Origin of the sequence: Nonomuraea sp. CA-141351, assembly GCF_050944675.1 — a bacterium.
GTDB lineage: Bacteria > Actinomycetota > Actinomycetes > Streptosporangiales > Streptosporangiaceae > Nonomuraea.
In genome coordinates, this window is sequence record NZ_CP191982.1 from 6,088,631 (window position 1) to 6,110,200 (window position 21,570).

General features: G+C 68.2%; 27 protein-coding genes. 16 read left to right on the top strand and 11 right to left on the bottom strand.

The features are described 5' to 3' along the window. Positions 1-32 precede the first annotated feature (32 nt). The 3 genes from ACQPWU_RS29130 to ACQPWU_RS29140 all read left to right on the top strand — a co-directional run bounded on the left by ACQPWU_RS29130 (position 33) and on the right by ACQPWU_RS29140 (position 2,135). On the top strand, positions 33-956 hold the full coding sequence (locus ACQPWU_RS29130; RefSeq protein WP_433444910.1) for a zinc-binding dehydrogenase: 924 nt from the start codon (positions 33-35) through the stop codon (positions 954-956). A gap of 28 nt (positions 957-984) precedes the next feature. After that, positions 985-1,179 carry a substrate-binding domain-containing protein gene (locus ACQPWU_RS29135; RefSeq protein WP_433445311.1) on the top strand — a complete coding sequence of 65 codons (195 nt, stop codon included), beginning with the start codon at positions 985-987 and terminating at the stop codon, positions 1,177-1,179. Between the two features lie 101 nt (positions 1,180-1,280). After that, positions 1,281-2,135: an SMP-30/gluconolactonase/LRE family protein gene (locus ACQPWU_RS29140; RefSeq protein ID WP_433444911.1), complete on the top strand. Its 855-nt coding sequence runs from the start codon at positions 1,281-1,283 to the stop codon at positions 2,133-2,135. Between the two features lie 135 nt (positions 2,136-2,270). Here ACQPWU_RS29140 and ACQPWU_RS29145 read toward each other — a convergent pair whose 3' ends face one another. Beyond that, positions 2,271-3,116, bottom strand: coding sequence for a ketopantoate reductase family protein (locus tag ACQPWU_RS29145; RefSeq protein WP_433444912.1), 846 nt, complete (start codon positions 3,114-3,116; stop codon positions 2,271-2,273). 128 nt (positions 3,117-3,244) lie between these two features. On the opposite strand from ACQPWU_RS29145, the gene ACQPWU_RS29150 reads away from it, so the two are divergent. Then, positions 3,245-3,895, top strand: a complete 651-nt coding sequence (locus ACQPWU_RS29150; RefSeq protein WP_433444913.1) for a TetR/AcrR family transcriptional regulator — start codon at positions 3,245-3,247, stop codon at positions 3,893-3,895. A 265-nt stretch (positions 3,896-4,160) separates the two neighbouring features. Here the strand turns inward: ACQPWU_RS29150 and ACQPWU_RS29155 are convergent, their stop codons facing one another. The 3 genes from ACQPWU_RS29155 to ACQPWU_RS29165 all read right to left on the bottom strand — a co-directional run bounded on the left by ACQPWU_RS29155 (position 4,161) and on the right by ACQPWU_RS29165 (position 6,435). After that, entirely contained in the window at positions 4,161-4,571 is a 411-nt protein-coding gene (locus ACQPWU_RS29155; RefSeq protein WP_433444914.1) for a hypothetical protein, read from the bottom strand. Then, the gene (locus tag ACQPWU_RS29160; protein WP_433444916.1) at positions 4,568-5,212 is read right to left on the bottom strand and encodes a TetR/AcrR family transcriptional regulator; all 645 of its coding nucleotides are present in this window, start codon (positions 5,210-5,212) and stop codon (positions 4,568-4,570) included. The genes ACQPWU_RS29155 and ACQPWU_RS29160 overlap by 4 nt, the downstream gene beginning before the upstream one ends. A 278-nt stretch (positions 5,213-5,490) precedes the next feature. Then, the gene (locus ACQPWU_RS29165; RefSeq protein ID WP_433444917.1) at positions 5,491-6,435 is read right to left on the bottom strand and encodes a GlxA family transcriptional regulator; all 945 of its coding nucleotides are present in this window, start codon (positions 6,433-6,435) and stop codon (positions 5,491-5,493) included. 456 nt (positions 6,436-6,891) lie between these two features. On the opposite strand from ACQPWU_RS29165, the gene ACQPWU_RS29170 reads away from it, so the two are divergent. The 6 genes from ACQPWU_RS29170 to ACQPWU_RS29195 all read left to right on the top strand — a co-directional run bounded on the left by ACQPWU_RS29170 (position 6,892) and on the right by ACQPWU_RS29195 (position 12,354). Next, positions 6,892-7,110, top strand: coding sequence for a hypothetical protein (locus ACQPWU_RS29170; RefSeq protein ID WP_433444918.1), 219 nt, complete (start codon positions 6,892-6,894; stop codon positions 7,108-7,110). 363 nt (positions 7,111-7,473) lie between these two features. Then, positions 7,474-7,929, top strand: a complete 456-nt coding sequence (locus ACQPWU_RS29175) for a GNAT family acetyltransferase (protein ID WP_433444919.1) — start codon at positions 7,474-7,476, stop codon at positions 7,927-7,929. A 256-nt stretch (positions 7,930-8,185) separates the two neighbouring features. After that, the gene (locus ACQPWU_RS29180; RefSeq protein ID WP_433444920.1) at positions 8,186-9,703 is read left to right on the top strand and encodes an alpha/beta fold hydrolase; all 1,518 of its coding nucleotides are present in this window, start codon (positions 8,186-8,188) and stop codon (positions 9,701-9,703) included. A gap of 515 nt (positions 9,704-10,218) precedes the next feature. After that, complete coding sequence (locus tag ACQPWU_RS29185; protein WP_433444921.1) at positions 10,219-10,629, top strand: hypothetical protein; 411 nt, start codon at positions 10,219-10,221, stop codon at positions 10,627-10,629. A 118-nt stretch (positions 10,630-10,747) separates the two neighbouring features. Further along, positions 10,748-12,046, top strand: coding sequence for a VC0807 family protein (locus ACQPWU_RS29190; RefSeq protein ID WP_433444922.1), 1,299 nt, complete (start codon positions 10,748-10,750; stop codon positions 12,044-12,046). 131 nt (positions 12,047-12,177) lie between these two features. After that, on the top strand, positions 12,178-12,354 hold the full coding sequence (locus ACQPWU_RS29195) for a hypothetical protein (RefSeq protein ID WP_433444923.1): 177 nt from the start codon (positions 12,178-12,180) through the stop codon (positions 12,352-12,354). Between the two features lie 146 nt (positions 12,355-12,500). Here ACQPWU_RS29195 and ACQPWU_RS29200 read toward each other — a convergent pair whose 3' ends face one another. Then, positions 12,501-12,797 (bottom strand): hypothetical protein, encoded by a 297-nt coding sequence (locus ACQPWU_RS29200; RefSeq protein ID WP_433444924.1) that lies wholly within the window; start codon positions 12,795-12,797, stop codon positions 12,501-12,503. A 3-nt stretch (positions 12,798-12,800) separates the two neighbouring features. Here ACQPWU_RS29200 and ACQPWU_RS29205 point away from each other — a divergent pair, with 3 nt between their 5' ends. Beyond that, positions 12,801-13,049, top strand: coding sequence for a hypothetical protein (locus ACQPWU_RS29205; RefSeq protein WP_433444925.1), 249 nt, complete (start codon positions 12,801-12,803; stop codon positions 13,047-13,049). Positions 13,050-13,130: 81 nt separating this feature from the next. Here ACQPWU_RS29205 and ACQPWU_RS29210 read toward each other — a convergent pair whose 3' ends face one another. Beyond that, positions 13,131-13,973, bottom strand: coding sequence for a LysR family transcriptional regulator (locus tag ACQPWU_RS29210; RefSeq protein WP_433444926.1), 843 nt, complete (start codon positions 13,971-13,973; stop codon positions 13,131-13,133). Between the two features lie 96 nt (positions 13,974-14,069). On the opposite strand from ACQPWU_RS29210, the gene ACQPWU_RS29215 reads away from it, so the two are divergent. From ACQPWU_RS29215 to ACQPWU_RS29225, 3 genes are all read left to right on the top strand, one after another. Continuing rightward, on the top strand, positions 14,070-14,909 hold the full coding sequence (locus ACQPWU_RS29215; protein ID WP_433444928.1) for a TIGR03620 family F420-dependent LLM class oxidoreductase: 840 nt from the start codon (positions 14,070-14,072) through the stop codon (positions 14,907-14,909). A gap of 414 nt (positions 14,910-15,323) precedes the next feature. Beyond that, positions 15,324-16,118, top strand: a complete 795-nt coding sequence (locus ACQPWU_RS29220; protein ID WP_433444929.1) for an alpha/beta hydrolase — start codon at positions 15,324-15,326, stop codon at positions 16,116-16,118. Between the two features lie 25 nt (positions 16,119-16,143). Further along, positions 16,144-16,302: a hypothetical protein gene (locus ACQPWU_RS29225; RefSeq protein ID WP_433444930.1), complete on the top strand. Its 159-nt coding sequence runs from the start codon at positions 16,144-16,146 to the stop codon at positions 16,300-16,302. 114 nt (positions 16,303-16,416) lie between these two features. Here the strand turns inward: ACQPWU_RS29225 and ACQPWU_RS29230 are convergent, their stop codons facing one another. Both ACQPWU_RS29230 and ACQPWU_RS29235 read right to left on the bottom strand, forming a co-directional pair. Continuing rightward, positions 16,417-16,593 carry a hypothetical protein gene (locus tag ACQPWU_RS29230; protein WP_433444931.1) on the bottom strand — a complete coding sequence of 59 codons (177 nt, stop codon included), beginning with the start codon at positions 16,591-16,593 and terminating at the stop codon, positions 16,417-16,419. Positions 16,594-16,973: 380 nt separating this feature from the next. Next, a complete protein-coding gene (locus tag ACQPWU_RS29235; RefSeq protein WP_433444932.1) occupies positions 16,974-17,759 on the bottom strand; it encodes a GntR family transcriptional regulator in 786 nt (261 codons plus the stop codon). A 219-nt stretch (positions 17,760-17,978) separates the two neighbouring features. On the opposite strand from ACQPWU_RS29235, the gene ACQPWU_RS29240 reads away from it, so the two are divergent. Continuing rightward, the gene (locus ACQPWU_RS29240; RefSeq protein ID WP_433444933.1) at positions 17,979-18,155 is read left to right on the top strand and encodes a hypothetical protein; all 177 of its coding nucleotides are present in this window, start codon (positions 17,979-17,981) and stop codon (positions 18,153-18,155) included. Positions 18,156-18,337: 182 nt separating this feature from the next. Here the strand turns inward: ACQPWU_RS29240 and ACQPWU_RS29245 are convergent, their stop codons facing one another. Continuing rightward, entirely contained in the window at positions 18,338-18,955 is a 618-nt protein-coding gene (locus ACQPWU_RS29245) for a hypothetical protein (RefSeq protein ID WP_433444934.1), read from the bottom strand. A gap of 537 nt (positions 18,956-19,492) precedes the next feature. Between ACQPWU_RS29245 and ACQPWU_RS29250 the strand changes: the two genes are divergently transcribed. Beyond that, entirely contained in the window at positions 19,493-20,041 is a 549-nt protein-coding gene (locus tag ACQPWU_RS29250) for an RICIN domain-containing protein (protein ID WP_433444935.1), read from the top strand. Positions 20,042-20,267: 226 nt separating this feature from the next. Here ACQPWU_RS29250 and ACQPWU_RS29255 read toward each other — a convergent pair whose 3' ends face one another. Together ACQPWU_RS29255 and ACQPWU_RS29260 are read right to left on the bottom strand one after the other, a co-directional pair. Further along, positions 20,268-20,507 carry a hypothetical protein gene (locus ACQPWU_RS29255; protein WP_433444936.1) on the bottom strand — a complete coding sequence of 80 codons (240 nt, stop codon included), beginning with the start codon at positions 20,505-20,507 and terminating at the stop codon, positions 20,268-20,270. A gap of 881 nt (positions 20,508-21,388) precedes the next feature. Continuing rightward, a complete protein-coding gene (locus ACQPWU_RS29260) occupies positions 21,389-21,541 on the bottom strand; it encodes a hypothetical protein (RefSeq protein ID WP_433444937.1) in 153 nt (50 codons plus the stop codon). Between the last annotated feature and the right edge of the window lie 29 nt (positions 21,542-21,570).

Sequence of the window (21,570 nt, forward strand, 5' to 3'; positions counted from 1 at the left end):
TCTGATGCGACCTACCCTGATAGGAGACGTCATTGCCCACGCGGGCCCTCATCGTCGACCCGTCCGTCTCTACAAGCATTGCCTTCGGGGAGATCGCCACCCCCGTCGCCGGCCCCGGGCAGGTGCTCATTGACGTGCGGCATGCCTCGCTCAATTACGCGGATCTCAACAACGCAGGCTCTGGACGCGTACCGGCCGGGGCGCCGCTGGGTCTCGACGCGGCCGGAATCGTCCTGCAGGGGGCGGCGGACGGCACCGGCCCGGCCGCCGGCACCCGCGTCGTACTCTTCGCGGACGGTGCGTTCGCCGAGCGGGTGGCCGTCGATGTGGCGGCGGTAGCCGAGATTCCGGAGGGTGTTGGGCTGGCCGAGGCAGCGGCACTGCCGACGGCGGGCCTAGCCGCGCTCCGCTCGCTGCGGAGCGCGGCGGTCGCACCCGGCAAGCGCGTGCTGGTGACCGGCGCCTCGGGTGGCGTGGGACGGTACGCCGTGCAACTGGCCGCCCTGGCCGGGGCTTACGTCATCGCCTCGGTCGGTTCCCCCACGCGAGGCGACGGCCTCTCCAACGCGGGCGCCGACGAGGTAGTCGTGGGCCTGGACGATATTGAAGAGCCCGTCGACATCGTCGTAGAGACGATCGGCGGGCCCCATCTGGTCACGGCCTGGGAGCTCCTTGCCCCCGGCGGCAACTTGCAGTCCGTCGGGTGGACCTCGGCTGAGCCGGCCGTCTTCCCTCCCTATGCGACCGTCGGCCCGCCCAAGACGCTCACGTCCTACGTCAACGAGTTCGCAGCCGCCGACGACCTGGCCAAATTGCTACAACTCGCGGCCGAAGGCGCCCTGGTGCCCGAGATCGGCTGGCGCGGCTCCTGGAATCGCTTCGCCGAGGCAGCCGACGCGCTACGCGGCCGGCGCGTGGCGGGAAAGGCGGTCTTCGACCTCAAGTCCCACGCGTAAGCGCACGCCGACGCACAGCCGCCTCAGCATCGTCGGCTTCGACGACACCGAGATCGCCACCCTGACCTCGCCACAGCTGACCACCGTGCGCCAGCCACTACGCGCGATGGGCACCGTCGCCCTGCGCATCGCCCTGCGCCTGGCCGACGGCGAGGAACTCGTGCCCCGCCACATGGAACTCAGCACCGAACTCGTCATACGCGGTTCCACCCAGGTGGCCTGACCCGAACAACGATGAAACCCTGGCAAGAGCAGCTACGTGGCCACCCACCCGAGCCAGGACGGGCACGCCTGAGCATTGGAAGATCTTTGAAAGGCGAATTCATGATCCTCAAGACCTTTGACCACAGCGCCGGAGAGATGCCGGAGAACATCGTGGTCCTCGCGGACGGCACGATATGCGCGACGCTGCTGCTGGCGGGCACCGTCTGGTTGTCCAACGGCAAGCCGGAACCGGTTGTCCCGGAACAAGCCGACGCGATCGTGGTCGGGCTCGCCTCGGACGCCGAGGACCGCCTCTACGCCGCGGTGCGCAGCACGACTGAGACCGTTTCGGGAATCTGGCGGCGCGAGGCTCCCCATCACTGGACTCGATTCGCCGCCGCGGAAAGTCGGGCGGGACTCAACGGCATCACCTTCACTGAAGACGGCATTGTGTTCGCGGCGGACTCCGTCAACGGCGAAATCCTCTGCTGTTCCCCCGGCGATGACACGCTGCGGCTCTGGCTCGCCGACGAGAGCCTGGCGCCGACGTCGCCGGACGACCCGGTGTCGTCCACGGGCGTGAACGGCCTCAAGATCTGGGACGGCGCTCTGTGGGCGACCAACACTGCCCAGGGCACTGTCCTGCGTATCGGGATCGACCAGGGACGCGCAGGCGAGGTGACGCAGGTTCACACCGGCATACCCGCCGACGACTTCGCCTTTGACACCTCGGGCACGCTGTACCTCGCCGTTCACCCACGCGACACCGTTCTACGCATTACGCCGGGCGGTGAAAAGACCGTCCTTGCCACCGAGGCTGACGGCCTCGACGGACCGAGCGCGATCGCCGTCATCGACGACGGGCTCCTCGTGACAAGCCTGGGGATGCTCGGTTCGCGGAATGATCCCAACATCGTCCGCCTCCCCCTGGACGTGGCGAAGGCCGCACTCCCCCGCCCGCGAATGCCCCGCTGACGACGAGGAGGGCAGCGCCGCGCATCTGCCGCCCGCACCCTCAAGATAGGCCGTTCCACCGCTCTGGCCGTTGCCGCCCCAGCCTGTGCATCGCGGACGCCTACCGGCGGACTTCTTAGGGTCATCTGAGCGTGATCACAGGGCACGCAGGAGGGCGAGCAGGGTTTCGTTGATCGGTGCGGGGACGCCGTGCCGATGTGCACGCTCCACCACCGCCCCGGTGATGGCCTCGTACTCCAGCGGCCTGCCCGCGAGCCGGTCGTACAGCATGGATGTGCCGTCCTCACCGCTGAACCGGGCGTAGAAGTCCATCGTGGCCTCGACATCCTGTTCGGACAGGCGGGCGCCGTCCGCGATGGCGGTGTCGACCGCCTCCGCGACGAGTGCGCGCGATACCTCGCGAACGCCGGGTGAGGTGAGGACGTCCATGCGCCGCAGGGTAAGGGCGGTGACGGGATTGGCGGCGACATTGGTGAGGAGCTTGCGCCAAGCCGCTGTCTGGAAGTCCTCCTCTGCATGGACCTCGACCGTACCGGCGAACAGGGCGTCGAGGGCCTGAGCCGCATCCCCCGCGGCCACCACCAGTCGGTTGCCCGTCCGGTGCACGATGTGACCCGGGGACAGCCGCTCGACCGCGATGTAAGCCAACGCTGGCACAAATCCCCGCCCCTCACGGACGTGTGCGATGCCGTTCTGCACCACCACAACCCTCGTACGATCCCCGACGAGCCTGTCGAGCCACGCCGACGGGTCATGGTGGGCCTTAACCGTCACGATCACCCAATCGGCAGGCATGGTCTCGCCCGGTGAAGCAGCGAATGCGACCGGTACTACACGCTCGACCCCGCCGCTTTCCAGGACAAGGCTCCCGGGGTGATGACGTACGCACACCGTCACCGCATGTCCCGCCTCGGCGAGCCGGGCGCTCAGGAAGCCACCGATCGCCCCGCCCCCGACGACCGCCACCCTCTTGCCATCCATAGCTACTCCTTCAGAGATGAGAACATCTTCCCATGTTTACCATCAGTAGGCCGGACGTGCACGCTGGACCTAGGCGGCGTCGTGGGAAGATGAGGCCGATGGAGGAAAGGAAGACCACACGGCGGCCGATGCGGAGAGACACCGCGCAGACCCGTGATCGCCTGCTGGACGCCGCGGGCCGGCTACTGGCCGACCGCGGCACCGCCTTCACACTGCCCGACCTCGCACGCGTCGCAGGTGTCGCAACCGCGACCGTGTACCGGCACTTCGCCGATGTCCACGACATTCACCGGGAGTTCTACTATCGCCTCATAGGCGAACTGGTCGATGACCTTGAGAAGATCTCGGCAGAGGCCCACGGCAGGCAGCGTTTCGAAGCTGTGTGCGCCCGGTGGAGCGATCTCGCCGCGAGCTGGGGCCGTGCCGCCACCCACATCCGCAGCGCCGAGGGCTTTCTCGAGCGCGTGGGCCGCGGAGACCCGCCGACCACCGCCCTGTACGGCGCGCTCGCACCGGTAATAGAGGAACTCGTCACCGAGAACGTGGTCCCCGAGCAGAACGTCGAGTATGCCGTGCTCCTGTGGGTCACCATCTTCGATGAACGCGTCATCGTCGACCTGTCCACCACCCTCGGCTGGCCTCCCCGCCGGATCGGCCACGCTCTCGCCCAGACGACCCTCGCCGCCCTCACCCAGACAGGCTCCGGCGACGACCCATCGTCGAGGGCCAATCACCTCTGTCCTCGACCTCGTGATCGCGGGGCGACAGAAGATATGTGAATTCGGTGACTAACTCGGCAACAGGACAGTCGGCGCTGTACCTTGCAGCCTCCCTGTCGGGCGCGCCGTGGTAGCGGCTCCTGCTGGGCCGTATGAGCACCCATCACTTGTGTACGCCCGCTTTTCAGGAATGCCGACCTAGGCCGCAGCCGTCGATTTGCCGCGCCCACGACGTCTGGAGGCTACAGGAGGGACGTTGGATCGCGATGCCAGCACGGAAGTCAACGTTTCCGTACGGATATGACCGCGACCTGACCTCGGGCGCTCACCGCCCCTCCGACCGGCCTGGGGAGGCGCGGAACGCCAGCACCGCCGCAGCGAGAAGCAACAGCCCGCACACGCTCTGTTCCGCGACCATCCAGGCCGGCAGTGGGAGGAACAGCAGCACCCCCACCACCGCGACGAGGATCACGACGAGCACGATCCGCAGGCGGAGGAGCGCCCGGTCGCCCGCGTGCTGGGCGCGGCGGGCGAATGCGAGGGTGAGGATCGACGTGGCGGCCACGACGACGCCGCGCACCCAGGCCTGCGGACTGACAAGGGAGGGGGCGACGGCCGAGAAGACGGCGACCGCGGCGACGGTCAACAGGCTCAGCGCGGTGTAGGCGGCGACCAGGATCTTCGCCGCGTGCAGGCCGCGACGGTCGAGCGCGTCGTCGGAGTCGGACGCGGTCATGAAGCATCCTCCGAATCGATGGTGGGAGCGGTGGAGGCGGGCGTGGCAGGTGCCGGCCGGACGGAGCGTAGGAAAAGTGCGACGGCCTCGCCTATGTAGTGATCGAGGTCCAGCTCGGGATGCCTAAGGAAATAGAACGCCGCCACGTCGATCACGGAGCGGATCGACAGTGCGGTGACCTCGGGGTCGAACACGCCGAACTCGCCGCTGTCCTGGCCGGATTCCAGCAGCCGCCGCAAGGGGGCGGCCGCGTCGTCGAGCTGAATGGTCTGGATGGCGTCGGAGTTCTCGAGGATCCTCTGGGTCGCACCGACGTGTGCGGGGTTGAGCGTGATGAAGCGCAGGTTGGAGTCGAGGTAGGCGCGCAGCTTCTCGGTCGGTGTGCTGGCGGTGCGCAGACGCTCCGCCATGAACGCCGCGCCTGCCTCGTACAGCCTCGTGACGACCGCCCCATAGAGCTCTTCCTTGGAGGAGAAGTGATACAGGGCGGTTCCCTTGCTGGTGCCCGCCTCTTGGGCGATGCGGTCCAGCGAAGCGGCTCGGTAGCCGTCCCGGCTGATCACCCGGATCGCGGCGGCGATCAGGTCTTCGCGTCTGGCCCGCCGGGTACGGCTTATGGCTTCAGATTCTTTCGACCGCATAGTCCAAAGTTAGACCATACGGTCGAGATTGACCAGTATGGTGGCCGGTCTTGTGGTTGATGGGCTCTGTCCAACCAACGGCTGCCGCAGGTACGGGCCTGCCTCCCTTTCGGGGTAACTGGCAGCGGCCAGGAGATTCCCGCCATCAGCGCGGATGCGGTCCGGCGCGTGGTCACTCAGTTGCGATGCGGTAGTCACACGTGAGCCGGGATTCAGATGTTGACCTGGGAGCCTTGACTGACGGTCACAGAAGACACCGTAAGCGGACGCCGGAGGGGTCAGGCGGCGAAGGCTCGGCGGTAGGCGGTGGGTGTGGTGGCGAAGGCTCGGTGAAAGTGCGCGCGCAGGTTGGTGGCGGTGCCCATGCCGGTGCGGCGGGCGACTTCGTCGATGGTGATGGTGCTGTCTTCGAGCAGGACGCAGGCGGCGCGCAGGCGCTGCTGGATCAGCCAGGCACGCGGGGTCATGCCGAATCGCATCTGGAAATTGCGGTGCAGCGTGCGGGTGGACTGCATGCCTTTGCGGGCGAGGTCGGTGACGGTGATGGGCAGGTGCAGGTTGGCGCTGGCCCAGGCGGTGACGTCGGCCAGTTCTGCGTCGGCGGTGGACTGGCTGGGAGGGATGAACTGTGCCTGGCCGCCGGCTCGGTGCAGGGGCATGACCATGCGGCGGGCCCGACGGATGGCCGCGGACTGGCCGTGGTCCAGTCCGACCAGGTAGAGGCAGAGGTCCAGGCTGGCGGCCTGTCCGGCGCTGGTCAGCACCTGGCCCTCGTCGACGTACAGGGCGTTGGCGTCGACCTCGACTCGGGGGTGCTCGCGGGCCAGCTCGTCGGCGTAGAACCAGTGGGTCGTGGCTCGCCGGCCGTCGAGCAGACCTGCCTGCGCCAGCGCGAACGCGCCGGTGCATAACGAAACGATCCGGGTCCCGCGGTGGTAGGCGAGGTCCAGGGCGGCAAGTGCCTTCTCCGGTGCGCGACCCCTGGCGAATGCGGGCACGATCACGGTGTCGGCGTCGTCGAGCGCTTCGAGACCGGCCTGAACGCTCAGGTCGAGGCCGCGGGTGGTGGTGGTGACGGAGGCCCCGTCCAGCGAGCAGAGGGTGGTCGTGTAGTGGTCCTGGTCATCGTGCCCGAACACCTGTATCGCGATCGCCAGCTCGAAGGCCGCCACCAATGGCAGGGCAAGGACGGCCACCCGATGCGTGGCAGGATTCTTGCGCATGGCGGCAAGTATGGCACTCGCCGGAGCGAGCGCCGCGGCGGGATGCTGACGGGGTGCGTATCGAGATCGTGGTCTCGACGGCTTCGATGAGCTGGACGTGTTCGGGCCGCTGGAGGTGTTGTCCGCGGTCGGGCACAGTGTTGAGCTCGTCGCCGTCGAGCGGCCCGGCCCGGTGACCAGCATGCGCGGCATCAGGATGGAAACCGCTGTGCCGGGGCCGGCCGATGGCGTGCTGGTCCCGGGCAGCGGATGGCTGAACCGGGCACCGGCCGGCGCCTGGGCCGAGGCACAGCGCGGCGTGCTCCCAGCCCGGCTGGCGGCGATGGCGCCGCCGGCCCGCTGGGTGGCGTCGGTCTGCACCAGCACGCTGCTGCTCGCCCCCGGCCGGCTTGCTGGCTGGCCGCCAGGCGACCACCAACCCCAACGCCTACGAAGAGTTACGCACCCTCGGCGTAGATGTCCTGGAAGAACGCATCGTCGATGCCGGCAACCGCATCACCGGGCACCCTCAGCACCGAGCTGGATCTCGGCCTGTGGATCACCAAACGAGGATGGGGAACCAGAACCGCCGACCTCGCGGTCACCGCCATCGGATACACGCGCACCGCACGGGTCTATCACACGGGAAAAGGCAAAGCGGATGCCAAGGCCGCTTCGGGGACAGGTATAGCATGACGCCGTTTCGTTAAACCGCGGTGCCGGCGCAGACAGTATCGGGGCGGACAAGAATCCGCACCCGGCGTAGGACCTCGGGGCGCGGCGATGGAGGGCCGCCAGAAGCGTGGTCCTGGACCCACCTTGGCGTCGGTGCCGAAATGCCGCTCAAGAGCGGTGACCTGATGACGCAGCGCATAGGGGACTCAACGTCTCTGTCCCAATCGCTGACTGGCAGCAGCCACAGCACAGCCAAAGTGCTCGTGACGCGACCATATAGGCCAGACGAAAGAGCACGACCGCGCATCTTGCCGCACGCCTCGGAACGGTGCCGCAGATTCCGTACGCCAATCATTGTTTCAGCTGATCCCGAAAGGCATTGACATGACCAACGGGCCTGGGCCCACGATCCGCCCGTTTGTTGCCGACGATACCGAGCGAGTGGTCGAACTCTGGCACGCCTGTGGACTGATCCGGCCTTGGAACGACCCGCGCAAGGACATCGAACGCAAGTTGAAGGTGCAGCCCGAACTCTTTCTTGTCGCGACCGCGACTGGTGACACTTCAACCGATGATGTGGTTGGCACCGCCATGGCCGGCTACGACGGGCATCGCGGCTGGATCTACTACCTTGCGGTCGACCCCGCGTGCCAAGGCCGCGGCTACGGCCGGGCCTTGCTTGCCGACGTGGAGTCGCGCTTAGTCTCACTCGGCTGCCCCAAACTCAATTTCCAGGTCCGCAAGGACAACGGGTCGGTGACCGGGTTCTACGAGGTCCTCGGCTTTGCCGAGGACGAATGCCTCAGCTTCGGCAAGCGCCTCATTCCCGACGCCCCCTGAGAGACAGCACACAGATCAGAAGGAGGGCTATGGACGTGATCCTTCTGATCTTTGGTCGCCGCGGGCACCCACCGAATTGATCGCCGAGCACGTCGAGGCATCGGCCGAACTCCTCGTAGGAGGGCTCGTCCCCCATCTCGGTGCTCTCCATCGTCGCCCTGGCGGAGGTAGCGGCGGTTGCGTTCGCTGGAGGATCCCCGGTCGGTGACCCACACGATAGGTCCTCTGTTCACATTCCTCTTCGATTGGATCCCTTGTGCGAAGAAAGTTAATCCTCTTCGTTTCCCTGGTCGCACTTATCGCCTCCGTCGCGCCTCCGGCACAGGCCGCGACGGCGACTGCGCCTTCGATCGCGTGGCAGCCGTGCGCGGAGAACCCCGCGGTCGACTGCGGGACGGTGACCGTACCTCTCGATTGGGGCGACCCCGGCGGCGAGAAGATCGAGCTGGCGCTGGCCCGGCGCAAGGCCACCGACCCCTCGGCGCGGATCGGATCGCTGGTCGTCAACCCCGGCGGACCCGGCGGCTCGGGCAAGCAGATCGTGCTGCGCGACCGGCTTCCGTTCTCCTCCGACATCACCAGCCGGTTCGACATCGTGGGCTTCGACCCGCGCGGAGTGGCGGGCAGCCATCCCATCCTGTGCTCGCAGGAACTCGCGGCGCAGGCGCCCGATCCGTTCCTGAAGAGCCAGGCCGACTTCGACCGGCTGCTGGCCTTCAACGCACGCTACAAGCAGGACTGCCGTGCCCGTACCGGGCCGCTGTTCGACCACGTGGACGCCGCCAGCGTCGCACGCGACCTGGACGTCCTGCGGGCCGCACTCGGCGACGACAAGCTCTCCTTCTACGCCATCTCGTACGGCACCCTGTTCGGCCAGCTCTACGCCGAGCGTTATCCCGACCGGGTCCGCGCCCTGGCACTCGACAGCAACATGGACCACAGCCTGGGCACCAGGGACTTCCTGGACACTCAGGCCTGGACCACGCAGGATTCCTTCAACGAGTTCGTGAAATGGTGTGACGCGACCTCGTCGTGTGCCCTGCACGGCAAAGACATCCGCGCCTTCTGGGCCGGCCTCCTGGCGCGCGCCGACCGCGGCGAGCTGCACTACCCGGGAGAGCCTGAAACGCCTCTGACCAAGCTGCTGCTCATCTACGAGACGACGGGCGCGTTCTTCGGTCCCGACTGGGCCGACCTGGCTGAGTTCCTGGTGGCGGTCGACAGCGGCGAGGGTACGGCGAAGTCGTCGCTCAAGCCGCTGGTGGACGAGGAAGTGATCAACGACGCGACGCAGGCCTTCTGCCAGGACTACCTGCTGCCGATCAGCGACTATCGCGAGTACGCGGCGCACCTGGCGAGCTCCCGTCGCATCGCTCCCGACATGCAGGCCGGCCCCGAGGCGCTCGCCACGATGGCCGCGTGCCTGGGCCAGCAGGCTCCGATCCCCGACCCCCAGCATCGCCTGAACGTCTCCGGCCCGACGGTCCTGGTGGCCAACGGCCTGCACGACCCCTCCACCGGCTACAACTGGGCGCTGAGCACGGCCGAGCAGCTGGGCCGCGCGGGCAGGCTGTTCACGTACGAGGGCTGGGGACACCGCATCTACGACCATGGCGAGTGCGCCGTGCAGGGCATCGACCGCTACCTGATCTCCCTGGATCTGCCGGCCAAGGGCGCCAGGTGCCCGGCGGTCCCGCCCACCGCGTCCACGCTTTCCACCTACAAGCCGGCTCCCGGGCCTGTTCCCGGCCTGCCGGGCTGGGTGCGCCAGTAACCTGCGGCCGCGAGCCGCGCCTGGTCCGGCCCGGAATTCCTGGGCCGATCCGGCGCAAAGAACTAATCAACCGGCTCCTGACCGGACGATGCGAATCCTGCGATCACCAAGGCGAGGTGCAAGTACACCAGGTCCGGAAAATCGCAGTGGGCAGAACCCCGACACCATCGCCGCGGCCGAGAAATCACTTCCAGACCCGATCGTCGTCATGCGCGCCGATGCCCGGTCACTGATGGACACCGAGCACGCCGTGGAAGAGGCCAAGGAACGCTTCGGCGCGCTCGTTGTCCTGTTCCTCAACGCCGGGATCTCCCGGCGGCAAGCTCGGACTCCCGTCGGAGGTGCTGGAGGCCATGAGCTCCCAGACGCCCTACGGGGCGGGTGGGGATCAGCCAGGACGTCGCCAAGGTCGTGGCGTTCCTCGCCTCCATATAGACACGCCGCCGCTCATGGTTTCGGACTGCCACGCCGAGGTCCGTTTCCTCGCCTTCGTCGCCAAGTAGTGAAAGAACCAGATGAACGACACTTTCGCGTCAGTCAGTCACGCCGTCCCGCCCGTCCTGGAGGATCAGCTGGCCGAATGGTCGCTGCGCGCCGGTATCACGGTGGAGGTATGGGCCATGCCGGAACAGCCGCTTCCCGCCCTCGTCACCGACGTGGTCCATGGCGTGATCTTTGACGTTCTCGGGGAGGTGGAACGGCAGGGGCGGGCCCGTACCGTCTCCGTCGCCCTCACCGTGAGTGCCGGCGGGTTGCGGCTGACCGTCAGTGACGACGGTCGCGGAACGTCGGCTGAGGCGTATGAGGTCCGGCTCAAGGGCAGGCAGGCCGAGCTCCAGGCAATGGGCGGAGGCCTGACCGTCAACGGCGTCCGAGGAGAAGGCACCACGGTGAGCGCCGCCCTACCTCGGCTGGCTCTCGCCTAGGGACGGGATCGGATCATGGCGAGGCAGGACGATCGGGCAGGAAACGATCAGATGATGGCCATCCAGCCGTGTGATGCTCGGCGCTCCGCACAGGACGTGTTCGAGGCGATGCTCGAAGGTGTGGCTCACCCATCTGATCGTCGAGCGACGCAGGACGCATTCGGCCGTCCGCGTGTACCTGGACGCCCTGCGCTTCTTCTGCGACTACGTGACCGCGCCGTACCAGGGGTGGGCTCGGGAGTGCGAGGTCCGCTCCGGTGCCGTCCCCGTGCAGGTCTGCCGGCACGACAGGACGGTCGACCTTCTCGCTGGTCCTGGGCGGCGGGCGATGACGCGTGAGGAGGTCCAGCGTTTCCTCGACCACGCCGACGACCAGGTGGAGAAGGCCGTGCGGCGGGGGCAGAAACGGGCGCCGGCCCGTTACAGGGATGCCGCCCTGTTCAAGGTCGTCTACGCCTGGGGGCTGTACGGCTCGGAAGCGTCCCCACTGGACGTCACCGACTTCCAGCCGCACGACGACGCCCGCGAGCTGGGCCGGTTCGGCGCGCTCCGCGTGCGGACCGGGATGCGGGTCAGGGGCCTGCCGCCGCAACGGCGGACGGTCGTCAGCATGATGCCGTGGGCGGTGGACGCGGTGCGGAAGTACCTGACCGACGTCCGGCCCCGCCCGGCGGGACAGCGGTCCCATCCGGTGGCCGCTTCGGCAGGAGTCGCGGTTATCCCCATAACCGTGGCGCCGACCACAAAGGCCGCTGCCATACCGGCACGCGACCACGAAGGAGGCAAGGCTGTGACCGGTGAGCGGCGCTCGGGCGCGGTGCTCGCGCTGGCGTTGGACGTCGTCATCCCGCTGGCCGTGTTCTACCTGGCGCGCGGCGCCGGGGTGAATCAGTGGCTGGCGCTGCTGTTGGCCGCCCTCGCGCCCGTGGCCGGGATCGGCTGGGCGTGGGCCAGGCAGCGCCGCCTCGACGCGACCGCCGTGTTCGTCATCGTCAGCATGGCGTTGTCGTTGCTGGTCGCGTTCGTCACCGGCGATGCCCGCGTGCTGCTGGCCCGCGAGAGCTGGCTGACCGGGGCGGTCGGGTTGTGGATCCTCGGCTCGGTGGCCACCGGGCGGCCGTTTCTGCTGGACGTGGCCGGGAAGGTCAGCCCCGCCGGTGTCGCACGGCGGGTCGATTCGCTGTGGGCCGGCAACCGGGTGTTTCGCCGCTGGGTGATGCTGGCGAGCCTCGCGTGGGGGGCGGCGTTCTTGCTGGATGCGGTGATCCGGGTGGTGTTCGCCTACACCCTCACCGTGGACAGCGTGCCTGCGGCGGGCACCGGGGCGCTGATCGTCCTGATCGTACTCGCCCAGGGCATCGTGATGGTGCACGGCAGGCGCAGCGGCGCCCTGGCCCTGCTGAGGAACCATGGCTGACCCGCGCGTGATCCTGGTCACCGGCGGGGCCCAGTGGCATCGGCCGGCTCGACACGGTCTGTCTTAACGCCGGCATCCCTGGTGGGCCGGGCCTCGGCGACGACTTCGATGCTGAGAAGTACCAAAGCGCGATGCGCGTCAACCTCGACGGGGCCCGTCTACGGCGCGAGCGCCGCAATACCCGCCTGCGCCGGGGCGGCGTATCGCGCCTGGCGGGTGTCACGGCGTCTCCCGACCTGTACTACGCGACGGCCAAGCACACGCTGATCGGTCTCACCCGCTCGCTGGCGCTGCGCACATCACGCTGAGCATGCGAGATTTTCGATCTTCAAGCTGACCACACCGGCCAACCCCCGCCCGCCGCTCTGAGCACACCGTGGGAGACGGAGGAGCCCGGATCAACCCGACAAACCTCAGCTTGAGCACATCGATGACGGGCTGGTGGGCGGTGTTGTTAGAACGGAATTTCCAGCACCTCCAGCAGCTCGATCAGGCCGCGCCGGTAGTGGTTGGTGTAGGAGGCCTTCAGCGTGGTCCGCACGGTGCGCCGGTAGTCCGGGCCTTTGGTCTTGAACTCGTGCAGCGTCCGTTCGCCATCCCGCACCGCAGGGAAGACGACCTCGCGCACCGTGCCGTCCGGCGCGGCCAGCGAGGCGTTGGCAATGGTGAACAGGAGGTCCTGCTTGCCTGAGACCCGCTTGAAGGCGTTGATGAGCTCCTCAGTGACCTTGCGCTCAGCTCGCGCGCCCACCCGGTGCACCGTGACGATCAGCAGGTCGACCAGGGCGTCGGTAACCTCACGGGCCGCGCCGAGGCCACCGAGCAGGAAGCCGGCCGGGAACGCGCCGCCCGCGAGGACCTGGCCACGCAGCTTCGCGCCACCCAGACCGCGCTCCAGGAGGAGAGCACCAATCGGGCCGAGCTGGATAGACAGCTCACGGAGTCGCGTGCCGAAGTCGAGCAGCTGCGCGCCACCGAGCGCGGTCGTGCCAAGGGCAAGTAGGCACGAACTCGGGCGGCCGGGAACAATCGAACAGCCGTTGGCCTTGGTGTCTGCTCGCCAGCACTGGATCCGGTACCGCGGTCAGTCCCCGAAGGCCGTGTGGTGGGCCGCGGCGCAGACGCACGGAAGGTCCTGCGGCACGATGACGCTGCCGATGACCGTCGTCCGCGGTGCCAGGGGGATCGCCCGCACGCGGGCCGACCGGATCTCGGCGACCTGGTCGGCGGGCAGCACCGTCCAGCCGCGCGGATCCGAGCCGACTTCGACGAGGGTGTCCTGGACCGTCCCCGACGGGCGGCCGGGCGGCGGTTCGATCCCGGCCTCGCGCAGCGAGGCGGACACGGAGTCCGGCGACGGGATCCACAGGTCGCCGCCGGCCAGGTCGGCGACGCCGACGGCCGCGCGCCCGGCAGCGGGGTGTCGTGCGGACACGACCGCGAACAGCGGCTCGGTCCAGGTCGGCAGCACCCGCACCCCGGGTGCCGACCGCACGCCCCTGGCCAGCGCGAGGTCGACGTCCCCCTGCCGTACGGCGTTCAGGCGCGCGGCCAACGGCAGGTCCACGAGCACGACGTCGAAGCCCGGGGCCCGCTCGCGCAGCGCGTCGATCCCGCGTTCCAGCCGGGCGGTGAACTGCCCGGTGCCCGTCCCGATGCGCATCACCCCGCCCCACTCGCTCGCCGTGGTCCGGACCCGATCGACGGCGGCGAGAGCCTCCCTCGCCGTCTCGAGCACGCGGCGCCCGGCCGCGGTGAGCCGGACCCGGCGCGGTGACCGGTCGAACAGCTGGACCCCCAACTCGCGCTCCAGCCGGGCGATCGTCCTGCTGACCGCAGGCTGGGCGATGCGCAGCCGGTCGGCGGCTCGGCCGAAGTGCAGCTCCTCGGCGACGGTGACGAAGTACCGCAACGCCCGTAGTTCCACCGGCCCGCCTCCTGTCCTGCGACGATGCCCCCAGGTTATCGCTGCGCGTCCGGACCGGGCCTGGTTCGCGGCGGACGCTCCTGGTGTACTCGCCGCATGAGCATCGATCTCGGACTTCTCGGCGCCCACCTGCGCGAGCACGAAGTGACCCCGGACTGGGCGGCGGACCTCGAGCGCGTCGGCTACGGCACGCTCTGGCTGGACGCCTCTCCCCCGGCCGACCTCGCCCTGGCGGAACGGCTGCTGGACGCGACCACCCGGCTGGTGGTCGGGACGAGCGTGGTGAACGCGTGGACCGCGGACGCGGAGACCGTCGCCGCCTCGTACCACCGGCTCGAGGCCAAGCACCCCGGCCGGTTCCTGCTCGGGGTTGGGATCGGGCACCGCGAGGTCCACGCCGAGTACGCCTCGCCGTACGCCACCCTAATGTCCTATGTGGATCGGTTGACGCGTGCCGGCGTGGCCGCCAGCCGGATCGTGCTGGCCGCGCTCGGGCCGCGGATGCTGCGCCTCGCGCGCGACCGCACGGCCGGGACCCTCACGGGCCTGATCACCCCCGAGCACACCCGGCGGGCCCGCGCGGTGCTCGGCGCGGGGAAACTGGTGCTGCCCGGTCATTTCGCGCTCCTGGAACCCGACGCCGATCGGGCTCGCGCGATCGCTCGGTCCGCGCCGCCCGGCACCGCATTGGGCGTGACGAACTACGCAAGCAACCTCCGGCGGCTGGGGTACACCGAAGCGGACCTCTCCGGCTCCGGCAGCGACCGCTTGATCGACGAGCTCGTCGCGCACGGCACCCCGGACGCCGTGGCGAAGGATCTGCTCGCGCACCTGGACGCGGGCGCGGATCAGGTCGGGGTGTACCCCCTCGGCAACGACCCGATCGGTGCCCTGCTCGTGGTCGCCGACGCGGTGCGCGCCGCCTGGCGTGGGTGACGGCCCAGAATGAGGGGTCCCGCTTGCAATGAAGAAATTTCCACCGAAGTAGCACCTGACCTGCGGCAACGGCCTACCCGGCCCGGTGGTAAGAATCGCGTCACATGGCCCAAACGAGCGGCGTCTACCCTCCGGGGCGCGCGCGTCATCTAGGGTTATCAGGAGAACTAGCAGGTCAGCTGCTTGAAGGCCTGTCAGGGCACGTTAGGCAAGTAGAGGGAAGCTCGGCTGCGCCGGGGGCATGCTGGGCTCCATGAGAGACGATCAGGTAACCGCTGCTGTCCGTGTGCTGATCAATCTGGCGCGGCAAGTACCCGCCAACTCTACTTGCCGAACATGACTGACTACCGATAGTCACTCAAGATAAGCCGATAATCACTCGCCGCGCAGCGGGAATGCCGATGTAATACCGCCATGCGCATCACCTCGGAAACGTTCACGGACGGCATCCGCGAACAGCTCTTCACCATTGGAGACATCCCTGGGGTGCTCTGGACGCCCGCCGAGGGCTCCGGTCCCCGCCCACTCGTCTTGATCGGGCACGGCGGCGGCCAGCACAAGAAGGGATGGGAGGTCGTCTCCCGGGCCTTCCCCTACGTCACCTCCTGCGGCTTCGCGGTCGCCGCGATCGACGCGCCAGGTACCGGCGACAGGCCGGAACACCCGCAGATCCGGCGGCTCGTCGCGCTCATCCAGGAACGAGAGGCCGCGGGCGAGCCCTTCGGCCCGGCGTGGCCCGCCCTCAACGAAACCGTGGCGGCGCAGCTCATACCCGACTGGCAGACCACCCTCGACGCGCTCCAGAAACTGGATTCCATCGGCGACAGCCAGCCCGTCGGGTACTACGGCCTGTCCCAGGCCGGTGAGATGGGCATCCGCCTCGTCGCGGCCGAACCTCGGATCACAGCTGCCGTGCTCGGCCTCATCGGAAGTGACTGGCTCATCGACACTGCGGCGCGGATCACGATCCCGGTCGAGTTCGTGCTGCAGTGGGACGATGAAGGCAATCCGCGGGACTCAGTCATGAAGCTGTTCGACGCACTCGGCTCCGCCGAGAAGACCCTGCACGCCAACCCCGGCAGCCACTTTCGAGTCCCATCTTTCGAAATCGACAGCTCGATCCGATTCTTCGCTCGGCACCTGGGTAGCGCGGCCGCACGTACGGCACCACAAGCTGGCCCACCGAGGCCGGGATCACGTTCGAATTGAAGGCAACGTTGTTCGGGGTGAAGCCGTGCACCCCGTAGAGCACGAGCTGGGTGTGGGGCGAGGTGACCTGCTGGGGGTCCACGGTGCCGACTGCCATCCAGCCGGATGCTGCGGCGCGCTGCACACCTGCGCCTGGTGCGAGCCCCGGCTAGAGCAGCACGGCCGCCAGGCCCGCCAGCGCTGATCTTCTCGCGGTGGTACCCATTGAGCGCTGAGGGCGCATGCGGGGTACTCGGGGTCGCCGTAGTACTCGCGGAAAATCGGGCGGTTATGGCCCTGACCTGATGCTCTGTATGCGTTACCGGCGTCGCGTGGCCGGGTCCCGGTTGTTCTGCCAGCGGGACAGCGCCTCGGGGGACACGCGGACGTAGCGAGCCAGCGAGGCGACGGAAGTATGCCCGGAGTAGGCCAGCAGGGTGGAGGTGTTGGCGCCGCGTGGGTCAGAGCGGAGTGCCGGAGCTGGTGCAGCGTCCACGGCCCGCCCGGCAGGTCGGCGGTGGCGGTCTCGAACAGTTCGGCGGCGCGCCGGTAGGACAACCGGGCCCGCCCCGAGCCGGGATCGAGGTCGCCGGGCGGGAGTTCGACGCAGGCGCGGCGGCCGGTGAGGAAGATGGGTCCGCTGCGGCGGCCGTCCAGCAGGCGGGGCAGCAGCCGGGCGGTGGCGGTCTGCCAGACGACGACGTCGACGGCGCCGCCCTTGCGCCGTACCCGGGCCCGGCGGTTGCGCAGATCGAGCTCGTCGACGTCGAGGTCCTGCGAGCAGGTGCCGACGCCCGTACTGTCCGGCGAGAGGGGGGTGACCGCGTTGTGGCGTCTCAACCCAATGTCTGGACACCCCTCTCGCCCATGCGCCCGTTATGGCGAGGACGGGGCTCTCATGGCAAGGTGGTGACGCTTTTGCCGGACCTTGTAGCGCAGCCTCCAGCGATCGCCCGGCAAGACGATGACCGCGAGATCCACGACCTGTCCCTGGGCGTTCTCAGCGACTCGGAACAGCACGAACACCGGTGTGTGAGCGGGGATCTGCAGCTGGCGCGCTTCCTCGGGAGTCGGCATGCGACAGTCGATGTATTCGTCGGCGTCGACCACGTCGTGGCCGGCATCCGCCAATCTGGCCCAGATGCCACCGGGGCCCGTGTCTTGTCCCAGCACCGCCGCACCACCGTCGGGGAACAGGTAGAGCGGCATGTAGCTGGTGGCCAGTGAGACGGGTGCGTCGTCCACCTCATACACGCGTGCGCGGAAGACCAATCGCATGTGACTGCCGAAGCACTTGACCATCTCCTCTTCGTGGATCTGTGCCGTGCGGGTGCCTGCCTCGAAATGCCGCACCTGCAGCTCTCGCGTATCGATGTCAGCCAGCATGAACTGGTGCTCAGAATCGCCTTCCAACCGATTGATGCCGTCGCGAAGGAACTTCCTGCGCGTCTTCTTGACCCGACTGCCGCGCTTGGGGGTGCGGTCGATGAGCCCTTCATGCTTGAGCTGATTGAGGGCGCGCTGAGCCGTACCCAAGGACACCCCATACAGCTCGGCGAGGGCCACCTCGCCGGGCAAGAGATCGGTGGGTTGGTTGGCTTCGTCCCGCAGCGTGTTGTTGCGAATCGCGTCGCGAAGGTCATCGGCGATGCGCTCGTACATCGGGCGCTTCGGGGCATGAGTACGGCTTGCAGTCACGAGTAGGCGCTCCAGTTTTTCTCTACAGAAGTCAACTCTCCGATGGTAGACCTGTCAGCCGATTTCTCCAGTCTCCGGGAGGACATCACCATGACCTGCTGGATATAGACCGGTCTGCGATGAGTGTGGTCCTCTGGACACTCACCATCCAATTTCTATATAGAAATGACAGCGGGATTCACCATGAGCGATCCGGCACCTACAACGCCCCTCTCCCCAGAGCCTCCGCGGCAACGCGACGGCATCGCGCAACTGGTGTTCACCTCCACGGTGATCGTCATCGTCATGGTCTGGCCGGACACCATCCCCGTGGTCACGGTGATCGTGGCCCTGCTAGGCCTGCATCAGTCATCCCGATAACCTCGGCCTCACAAACGGAATAGGACAGCTGGGCCCCTTGTGTCGCGGAGCCAAGCTGGCGGAAGCGGGCGACTGTTCGACCGACGCCAGCCGCTCACAGTCGTTCGGTGGGGCAGGGCCATGAGCGCAGCGGTAGCCGCTCCATCTACGTCATGAGCTGTCCGGGGCAGCGGTGGACCCGGTCACTCCCGCTGGAGGGACTCCGCCTCGTCGCGGAGCTGCCGCACCTGGTCGGCGGTCAGGCGTCGGACGTCCCAGATCAACCCGGCCAGCTCGGCCACCGCCGGGTGTGCCGGCGGCAGTTCCTCGGGAAGGTCAATGCCGGTCACGGCGGCCAGATCGCCGGCGGGGATGCCCAGCACGGTCGCGAGTCTGGCCAGCAGGTCAGGGCTCAGCTCCTTACGGCCACGGCCGATCTGCCCGATCGTGACCGGGGACAGGCCCAGGCCGGTGAGGCAAAGCAGAGTCTTGGCCGCATCCGTCCAGTTCAGGTTCCGGTTGGCGAGCATCCGGACGAGCATCGCGCCAAAGCTCGGCTCGTACTGCTCGTACGGCTTGGGCGGCGGGAACGGGCGGGTGCGCGGCTGTTGCGGGAGCGACCGAGCCAACCGCCGCACCCGCTCAATAAGCTCCAGCCGCAGGCACACGGCCTGGTTCACCAGTGACGCCGCCCAACTCCCGGCCTCAGCGTCTAAAGGCGTGAACTCGTCAGGCACCGGCATCCCCGCGAGCACGAACAGGTCCATGTCGTGCCAGTTGAGTGCCGGTGCGAGCCGCAGGAGCAGTGATGGGCTGGGCACCGCGCCGTTAAGTACGTTCTGAAGCTCCAGTTCGGAAACCTCCGCCGGACCGGAGAGGACTGCGGGGGCAGCCGACGATGATCGGACAGCCGCGCCAACAACACATCGAATCTTGGGTATTCCACCACCTCGCCAAACCTAGGGCCGCAGTACTCGGAAACAGGCTGGGTGATTTCGGGATGGATTGCGAGGACAGAACGACCTGGGCGAACGCCTACCGCGAGGCGGCCCGCTCGACTGTCCCGGAAACGAGCGTTTCCGGGACGGGTTCAGGCCTCACGGCGACGCGGCCGGGATCGGCATCTCACAGATGCGCCGGCTCCTGGCACTCCCTGACGTACCGGGCGTCATGCCAGGGTCGGGCCGGATCAGGAGAGGATCTCCCATGGAGATCAGCCGGGATCTCCTGCCGTCTTTGCCCTGCCGCGCATCTGTTCCTGCCCAAGCCACAGCCTCCCCAGAGCAACCCGCCCCAGGGCACACATTGAGTACGAGGTACTCAAGCCATGCTGGTCCCACGCCCGCACGCTGGGTCACATGAAGTCACACATTCTTCGCGCGGCAGCCGTCATCGCGCCCGTCCTCGCCCTCGGCGCGACCACCGCCACCCCGGCATCCGCCGCGCCATCGTCCACGGCCGTCTGGGCCGCGTCGAACGTCCAGCTAGTGAACTGGCAGACCGGCAAGTGCCTGACCATCGCCGGCGGCGTCAGCACCGAGAACAACGTCCACGCCGTCCAGTACACCTGCGACAGCCACCCCTCCCGCCGCTGGGACGTCTGGGGCTACTCCAGCGCGTACCTGCAGATCAAGAACCGCCAGACCGGCAAGTGCCTGACCATCGCCGGCGGCGTCAGCACCGAGAACAACATCGTCGCCCTCCAGTACAACTGCGACACCCACCCCTCGCGCTACTGGGCGCTTGGCAATCAGGTCGGCCAACACATCGAATTCCGGAACGTCCAGACCGGCAAATGCCTCACCATCGCCGGCGGCGTCAGCACCGAGAACAACATCGAGGCCGTCCAGTACACCTGCGACGGCCACCCCTCCCGCTTCTGGGAAATCCGCGACTACTACGGCTGAGCCCCCACGTCCGGACCTATGCTGCGGTGCGGCACGGCGATGATCGCCGGTCACACTTGCAGGCTCGGCAGAGCCCGCAAGTATGACCTTGTCCGCGTGAGGACGGGTTTCTTGGCCGATATCTGGCGTGTGCGTCGCCGGGCGACCGCCGTGTTTCTGCTGTGGATGACCGTCCGGTGCTTGGGGCGCCCGGCGGGCGGCGGGGACACGTGCCGTCTTGTTACGGTCATGGAATGCGGTGGAGAGGTACGTGGCTGGACATCCTGCTCGGCACCTGCGGGATCGGCCTGGATGTGGCGAGGAGTCCCACGGCGAGGATCTTGCCTGCCGAGCGCCAGCTGGGCTGGGCGTCGTCGGGGATCAGCGGGGCCGGTCCGCCGTCGCCGCCGTGCTCGTTGCCCTTGGTGAGAACGTGCGGGGCGAGCTTGTGCACCGTCCAGCCGATCACCGCGGCGACGGCGATCACGATGGCGACGCGCTCGGCCGGATCACCACCACCTCCTACACCGAGGCCAACGGGCTGACCACCGAAAAGAAGGTGACCAACCCGCTCGGCCACGAGACGGCCACCACTCTGGACCCGGCATGGGGCAGACCGCTCAAGGAGGTGGACGCCAACGGGCGCACGACGTCACTGACGTATGACGCGCTCGGCCGGCTGGTCAAGGTGTACAAGCCCGGCCGCACCGAGGCGGACGGCGACAGCCCCCACGTCCTCTACGAGTACGGCGTGCGCCGCACCGGCGGCCCCAGCTACCTGCGCACCAGCACGCTTAAGGCCAACGGCAACCACGTCGCCACGTACACGCTCTACGACGGCTTCCTGCGGCCCCGCCAGACCCAGGCACCCAGCCCCGCCCAGGGCCGCGTGCTCACCGACACCCTGTACGACTCCCGCGGCCTGGTCAGCGTCAGCCGGGCGGCCTACCACGACACCGGCGCCCCCGGCACCACGCTCTACCAGCCGCAGGCCGGCAAGGTGCCGTCGGCCACCGTCACCACCTACGACGGGGCGGAACGCAAGACCGCCGAGATCCTCCTGAAGCTCAACGTCGAGCAGTGGCGCACCACGACGTCCTACAGCGCCGACTGGGTCAGCACGATCCCCCCTCAGGGCTCGACCGTGACCACCCAGTGGATCGACGCCAGGGACAGGACGACCGCGCTGGTGCAGTGGCAGGGCAGAACGCTGTCCGGCCCGTCCGCGACCACCCGCTACGGCTACAGCAAGCGGGGCGAGCTGACGAAGGTCACCGACCCGGCGGGCAACGTCTGGCGGTACACCTACGACGTCCTCGGCCGCAAGTTCACCTCCGACGACCCGGACAAGGGCGTCTCGACCATGACCTACGACGACGCCGGCCAGTTGCTGACCGTCACCGACGCCCGCGGCAGGACGGTCGCGTCGGTGCCCGACAAGCTCGGGCGCGTCGTCGAGACCAGGCAGGACTCGGCCACCGGGCCGCTGCTGACGAAGACGACGTACGACACCCTGGACAAGGGCGCCCTGACCTCCTCGGCCCGGTACG

Excerpts from the sequence above, each read along its gene's own strand:
- ACQPWU_RS29215 (WP_433444928.1), top strand. The coding sequence starts at position 14,070 with ATGAGCATCGATCTCGGACTTCTCGGCGCCCACCTGCGCGAGCACGAA.
- ACQPWU_RS29140 (WP_433444911.1), top strand. The coding sequence starts at position 1,281 with ATGATCCTCAAGACCTTTGACCACAGCGCCGGAGAGATGCCGGAGAAC.
- ACQPWU_RS29155 (WP_433444914.1), bottom strand. The coding sequence starts at position 4,571 with ATGACCGCGTCCGACTCCGACGACGCGCTCGACCGTCGCGGCCTGCAC.
- ACQPWU_RS29150 (WP_433444913.1), top strand. The coding sequence starts at position 3,245 with ATGCGGAGAGACACCGCGCAGACCCGTGATCGCCTGCTGGACGCCGCG.
- ACQPWU_RS29185 (WP_433444921.1), top strand. The coding sequence starts at position 10,219 with ATGAACGACACTTTCGCGTCAGTCAGTCACGCCGTCCCGCCCGTCCTG.
- ACQPWU_RS29160 (WP_433444916.1), bottom strand. The coding sequence starts at position 5,212 with ATGCGGTCGAAAGAATCTGAAGCCATAAGCCGTACCCGGCGGGCCAGA.
- ACQPWU_RS29220 (WP_433444929.1), top strand. The coding sequence starts at position 15,324 with ATGCGCATCACCTCGGAAACGTTCACGGACGGCATCCGCGAACAGCTC.
- ACQPWU_RS29195 (WP_433444923.1), top strand. The coding sequence starts at position 12,178 with ATGCGCGTCAACCTCGACGGGGCCCGTCTACGGCGCGAGCGCCGCAAT.
- ACQPWU_RS29165 (WP_433444917.1), bottom strand. The coding sequence starts at position 6,435 with ATGCGCAAGAATCCTGCCACGCATCGGGTGGCCGTCCTTGCCCTGCCA.
- ACQPWU_RS29145 (WP_433444912.1), bottom strand. The coding sequence starts at position 3,116 with ATGGATGGCAAGAGGGTGGCGGTCGTCGGGGGCGGGGCGATCGGTGGC.
- ACQPWU_RS29175 (WP_433444919.1), top strand. The coding sequence starts at position 7,474 with ATGACCAACGGGCCTGGGCCCACGATCCGCCCGTTTGTTGCCGACGAT.
- ACQPWU_RS29170 (WP_433444918.1), top strand. The coding sequence starts at position 6,892 with ATGTCCTGGAAGAACGCATCGTCGATGCCGGCAACCGCATCACCGGGC.
- ACQPWU_RS29235 (WP_433444932.1), bottom strand. The coding sequence starts at position 17,759 with ATGTACGAGCGCATCGCCGATGACCTTCGCGACGCGATTCGCAACAAC.
- ACQPWU_RS29240 (WP_433444933.1), top strand. The coding sequence starts at position 17,979 with ATGAGCGATCCGGCACCTACAACGCCCCTCTCCCCAGAGCCTCCGCGG.
- ACQPWU_RS29250 (WP_433444935.1), top strand. The coding sequence starts at position 19,493 with ATGAAGTCACACATTCTTCGCGCGGCAGCCGTCATCGCGCCCGTCCTC.